Below are 6,158 nucleotides of genomic sequence, written 5' to 3'. Positions count from 1 at the left end.
CGCCTGGGACGCGCCGGTGCTGGATTCTGCCGGCCAGCCGACGGGCAAGACCCGTCCGATCGTGCAGACCGGCAACTACGGCGAGTTCATCGGCCAGATCCAGTTGACGATCGATACCAAGACCATGTCCGTCACCGGCTACAAGGCGGCCAACGTCAAGCGGACCACGGACCCGGCGGCCGGCCTCATCGCCGCGTTCCCGCGGGTCGCCGCAGTCCAGGCCATCGTGGACAAGGCCACCGCCGAGGCGGCCGTGGTCGGCAACCAGCCGGTCGGCAAAGTCACCGCGGATATCACGACGGCGTTCGGCGGCTCCCCCGCCGCGCGTGACGACCGTGCGAACGAATCCACGCTGGGCAACCTCGTGGCCGACTCGCTCGTGGACTCACTCAAGGCACCCGAGCTCGGCGGCGCCGAGATCGGCGTCGTCAACCCGGGCGGCCTCCGGAACGAGCTGTACTACGCCCCGGACGGCACGATCACCTACGCCGAGGCCAACGCGGTCCTGCCGTTCGTGAACAACCTGTGGACCACTTCGCTCACGGGCGCACAGTTCAAGACGTTGCTGGAACAACAGTGGCAGACCAACCCGGACGGCACGGTCCCCAGCCGCGCCTACCAGCAGCTGGGCCTGTCCAAGAACGTCAACTACACCTACGACGCTGCCCGCCCCGCGGGTGACCGGATCACCGCGATCCGGGTCAACGGTGCGCTGATCGACCCGGCGAAGTCCTACCGGATCGGCACGTTCAGCTTCCTGGCCACGGGCGGCGACAACTTTCGGATCTTCACCTCCGGCACGGGAACCAAGGATTCCGGGCTGGTGGACCGTGACGCGTGGATCAAGTACCTGCAGATGCACAACCCCGTTTCGCCGGACTTCGGCCGCCGCTCGGTGGCCGTGGCCAACACCACCGCGGCCGAGGTCAAGAGTGGAGACGCCATCATCCTGGCGGTTTCCAAGCTGGATCTCACCTCGCTGGGCAGCCCGGCCAATGCCTCGCTGCGCGCCGAGTTCATCGACGCCAAGGGCACGGTCACCGCACTTGGTACCGTTCCGGTGGCAGCCGGTGCGGCCTCAGTGAGCCTGAAGGTGCCCGCCGGCGCCGCAGCCGGCACGGGCACCCTGGTGCTCACCGCCGTCGAATCCGGCACCGTGGTCAAGTCGGAGGTCAAGGTCGCAGCCAGCGTCCCCGTCCCGCCGAAGTGCACCGCGCCGGTCAAGCCGAACCGGCCCGCCGACCTGGTGGGCCAGGCCAACTACGGCACCCAGATGGCCGCGTACCGCCACTGCCTGAAGGGCTAGGCTTCCAGCCCTGACCCAGTGAGCATGCCCTCCCCCGGGCCGCAGCGGTGGACATATGAGCCATATGTCCACCGCCCGGCCCGGACGGAGGGCATGCTCATTTTTGGTTGGTGGCCAAGGGAGGACATGCTCACTTTTTGGTGGCCGAGAAAGGACGGACGCACCTCTTGTCCGGAGCCAAGAGAGGGCATGCCCATCCTTTGTCTGCGGCCGAGGAAGGACGGGCGCACTTTTGTTGGCAGCCAAGAGAGGGCATGCCCAGCCCCGAGCCGCAGTGATGGACATTTCCTACAAGTGTCCACTCCCCCGCCCGCGGAAGGAACATGCTCATTTTTCGTTAGCGGCCAGGACAACGGGCATGCTCTCCCCTGGGCAGCAGCGATGGACACATAGCCCATAAGTCCACCGCCCGGCCCGGACGGAGGGCATGCTCATTTTTGGTTGCAAGCCCAGGAGGACGTGCTCACTTTTGTTGACGGCCAAGGAAGGGCATGCTCGTTGTTCGCGAGGCTATTCGCGGGCCCGTCGCTGCCGGTCTGGCGCCTACCGGCCGAGGATGGCCCTGGCGATCTCGTCGGCGTCGCGCAGGGTGCGCTGGCCGCTGCGGTAGACCGGCCCCTGCTGCGGCCGGGCCTCGGCCGCGATCGCGGTGCCCCATTGCGCGGCGGAGAGCTGCAGGCCCAGCACGTAGACGCCCTCTGTGACCGCCCCGTTCGCGCCCACCGGCCGGTAGGGGTGCGGCACAACGTCCAGGCCGGAGCTCTGCACCGGCGTGCCTTCCGCGCTCATCATGAGCCGAGGGCGCACCAGGCCGTCCGCCAGCAGCTGTTCCAGCAACGGGGACGCATTGATGGCCACCCGGTTGGCCGGTGCCAGCGCCTCGATCAGCACGGTCGCCTCGACCCGGTCGGCTCCGTCCCGGCCGGGAACCCACGGCGAGGCGGCCGTGAATACCTTGGCCTTCCGGTCGACGCCGAACTTGGGGTCGGGGCCCACGAAGCTGACCACCCCGGCCCGGGCCAGCGCCGCAAGCTGCTCGGCCCGGAGCGCCGGCGGCCCGCTCGCGAGCCCTTCCACGAACGATTCGAACCAGCCCCGGAGTCCCGCGACCCAGGATTCATCGGTGATGCCGCCGTCCGCCACCGCCGTCTTGAGCACCGCCCGGCCGTGGTGCAGCGCGCCGATCGCCATTTTCACCGGGTCCTCCTCGCCGAGGGCCGAGCGCCGCGCGTCATCCAGCAGATACTCGACGACGGCGGCGTCCAGCTCTGCTCGGGCGGCGAAGCTGCGGCCGGCCAGCGGCGCTGCGAGGCCCAGCAGGTCCAACCGATGGCCCGGGCGGACCGACGCGTCGATCACCGCCCGTGCAGCATCTTCCCACTTCACCGTGGAGTGGGCATGCGGCCGCAGCGCTTCCGCCAGGGCGTCGAGGAAGCCGGCCGGGTCGGCGCCGACCGCGTCCGGCCGCGAGCGCGCCAGGGTGGAGTAGTAGGCCCACACAGCGTCCCGGTGCAGCAGCGGCCAGAGGTCGTGGTCGAAACTCGGCACGATTCCGGCCGCAGCGAATTTGGCGAGCGCCTCCTCCGTGCAGTACCTCAGCTGCACCGCCGCCGGGTAGTAGCCGGCCAGTGTCGCTTTCGCCCGGTACGGGGTGCCTCGACGGGAGGCGGCGATGAGGAGCGGCTCCCGCCCGGACGGCAGGTACGTCAGGCCAGCGCCGTCCGGGTCGGGCAGGAACTTGCCGCCGCGGCCCTCGGTCAGCTGGCCCATCGCATCGAAGAAGTTCAGGCCCATGCCGCGCACCAGTACCGGCCGGACGGCGGGGATCCGCGACCAGTCGACGTCAGCCGGGGCGGCGGGCGGTAAGTAGGTCAGTCCAAGTTCCTGGGCGGCGGACTGCAGGTCGCGCTGTTCGGGATTGAGCCGGGACTCAAGGTGGCCGAGTGCCAGTACCACGGACCCGACGCTGAGCACGGCGCCGTCGGCGAGCGCGACGTCGAACCCGGCGTTCTCCGGTACGGCGTCCGCCGGCGCGGCGCCCGGCCGGACCGCCGTCGCCGTCGTCGGGTGGAACTCCACGGTGACGCCGTCGGGCAGTTTCTCCAGCAATTCCTCGAGGGTGGCCCGCAGGTAGCGGCCGTAGAGCGCGCGGCTGGGGAAATCGGCGGACTCCAGCCCGGCCAGCTCGGTGCGTTCCTCGGCGGACAGCGCGGGGTGCGGGTCCCGCCGCTGCAGTTCCCGCCACCGGTCGAAGGTGCCCCCGGCCAGGGGCGTCGCCAGCTCCGGATCCTCGGGGACCACGGTGGGATAGAAGGACTGCGTGTTCATCAGGTAGAGCCGCGACTGCGCAGGTTGCCAGACATGGCCCGGCCCAGCGGGGTAAGGGTCGATCACGTCGATGTGCAAGCTGGCTCCGGAAGTGCCGGGAGCCCAATTGGCGAGCAGCCGCTCCAGCACGCTGGTACCCCTGGGACCGGCGCCAATCAGCGCCGTCCGGATGCCTCGCGATATGACCACGGCAACCAGCGTATCCGCAACCGGGCCGGCRTCCTGACTGCCGGCCCGGAGGCTTGACTTGCCTGCCCGGCATTGCAGTTGCTTGGATGGGCCGATGACCACCACTGCAGCTGAGCAACCACCCGCGTCCGGCGGCCCTTCCGGAGCGAACTCCGGTACCGCCCCCGAACCCGTCGACGAGAATATCTGGCTGGAGGACATCTACGGCGAGGAGCAACTGGCCTGGGTCCGGGAACAGAACGCCCGCACCGAGGAGCTGCTGGAGGACGCGGAATACGCCGAACTCGAGGGCCGCATCCTTGAGGTCCTGGATTCCACCGACCGGATCGCCATGGTGGGCAAGCACGGCGACTGGTACTACAACTTCTGGAAGGACCGCGAGAACCCCAAGGGCCTCTGGCGGCGCACGGACTGGGAGGGCTACCGGGCCGGGTCGCCCGAGTGGGAGATCCTGCTCGACATCGATGCCCTTGCCGCGGCAGAAGGCGAGGAATGGGTCTTCCACGGTGCCAGCTTCCTCCGCCCCGCCGCCGGGCAGCCGCACCGGCTCGCTCTGCTGGCGCTCTCCCCCGACGGCGGCGACGCCAACCGCYACCGCGAGTTCGACGTCGAGGCCCGCAGCTTTGTCGACCCGGCGCAGGGCGGCTTCGACCTTCCGACCGGCAAGGGCAACGTATCGTGGCTGGACGCCGACACCCTGCTGGTGGCAAGCACCGCCGCGGGACTGCCGCGCACCAGCTCCTCGTACGCCCGGACCGGTGTGGTCCTGCGCCGCGGCCAGCAGCTGGCGGCGGCCGAGCGGCTCTTCGAAATCCCGGAAGACCACATGATGGCTCTCCTGGCACATGACTCCACCCCCGGATTCGAACGCACTTTCGGCGTGGACTGGATCAGCTTCTTCGAAAAGCGCACCTCGGTGCTACGCGACGGCGAGTGGCTCGAAATCGACGTGCCGGCGGACGTGAACCTGAGTTCGCACCGGGAATGGCTGCTCTTCCGCCCGCAACGCGAGTGGGACGTCAACGGAACAAGCTACCCGGCCGGGTCCCTACTGGCGGCGGGCTTCGAGGACTTCCTGGCCGGCAGCCGGGAGGTGTCCGTGCTGTTCACCCCGGACGCGCACACGTCCCTGCAGTCCTGGAGCTGGACCAGGGACTTCCTGCTGCTGAACCTGCTGCGGGATGTGTCCTCCGAAATCCGGGTGCTGGACCCGCAGCGGCCCGGCACCGATGTCGCCTGGGCCTCCAGCGCGCTGGACGCCTGCCCGCCGCTGCACGACGTCAACGCCTACAGCGTCAGCGACGAGGACGGGCGCGAGGACGGGCGCGAGGACGGGCGCGAGGACGGAGCCGGCGACGGTGCCGACAATGCTGCCGGGAATGACTTCTGGCTGGTGGCCACGGGGTTCGCGACGCCGACCACCCTGACCCGCGGTTCGCTGACGCGCGCAGGCGTGGCCGGCGTCGTCAGCACGCACGAGGTGATCCGGACCGCGCCGTCGTTCTTCGACGAGGACGCCTACGAGGTGCAGCAGCACTTCGCAGTCTCGAAGGACGGCACCCGGGTGCCCTACTTCCAGATCGCCGCCAAGGATCTGGTGCTCGACGGGCAGAATCCCACGCAGCTCTCCGGCTACGGCGGCTTCGAGATATCCCGTACCCCTGCCTACAGCGGTGCCGTCGGCCGGGCCTGGTTGGAACGTCGCACGGAGGAATCAGCCGGGGCGGAGGGCGGGGCGCCGCACAGCCGGGGCGGTGTGTATGTCGTCGCGAACATCCGCGGCGGCGGCGAGTACGGTCCGTCCTGGCACCGCGCCGCACTGCAGGACCAGCGGCACCGCGCCTACGAGGACTTCGCAGCCGTCGCGCAGGACCTGATCTCCCGCGGCGTCACGTCCCCCCAGCGGCTGGGCTGCGTGGGCGGCTCCAATGGCGGCCTCCTGGTGGGCAACATGCTCACCAGGTACCCGGAACTGTTCGGCGCTGTGTCTTGCGGGGTGCCGCTGCTGGACATGCGCCGGTACACGAAGCTGTCCGCCGGGTATTCCTGGATTGCCGAGTATGGCGACCCGGAGGTGCCCGAGCAGTGGGAATTCATGCGGACCTTCTCGCCCTACCACCTGCTCCACGACGGGGTGGAGTATCCGGAGACCTTCATCTGGACCGCGACGTCGGATGACCGGGTGGGTCCTGTGCAGGCCCGCAAGATGGCGGCCCGGATGCAGGCCATGGGCATCCCCAACGTGTGGTTCCACGAGGCCCTCGAGGGCGGCCACGCGGGAGCCTCGGACAACCGCCAGGCCGCGGCGCTGCAGAGCCGCAGCCAGCATTTCCTG

3 protein-coding genes are annotated in these 6,158 nt (G+C 69.6%); 2 read left to right on the top strand and 1 reads right to left on the bottom strand.

Annotation, left to right across the window (positions count from 1 at the left end):
• The coding region (locus tag AB4Y86_RS09585) for a bifunctional metallophosphatase/5'-nucleotidase (RefSeq protein WP_441402012.1) at positions 1–1,306 on the top strand (1,306 nt) is incomplete at its 5' end.
• A 543-nt stretch (positions 1,307–1,849) separates the two neighbouring features.
• On the opposite strand, the gene AB4Y86_RS09580 is transcribed toward AB4Y86_RS09585, so the two are convergent.
• Positions 1,850–3,823, bottom strand: coding sequence for an FAD/NAD(P)-binding protein (locus AB4Y86_RS09580; protein ID WP_441402011.1), 1,974 nt, complete (start codon positions 3,821–3,823; stop codon positions 1,850–1,852).
• A gap of 94 nt (positions 3,824–3,917) precedes the next feature.
• Here AB4Y86_RS09580 and AB4Y86_RS09575 point away from each other — a divergent pair.
• On the top strand, positions 3,918–6,158 hold a 2,241-nt coding region (locus tag AB4Y86_RS09575; RefSeq protein ID WP_441402010.1), incomplete at its 3' end, for a prolyl oligopeptidase family serine peptidase.

This window comes from Arthrobacter sp. 2YAF22_2, from assembly GCF_052114645.1.
Taxonomy (GTDB): Bacteria; Actinomycetota; Actinomycetes; order Actinomycetales; family Micrococcaceae; genus Arthrobacter.
Note: the sequence above shows the minus strand (reverse complement) of the source record. Positions and strands in the feature narration are given on the sequence as shown.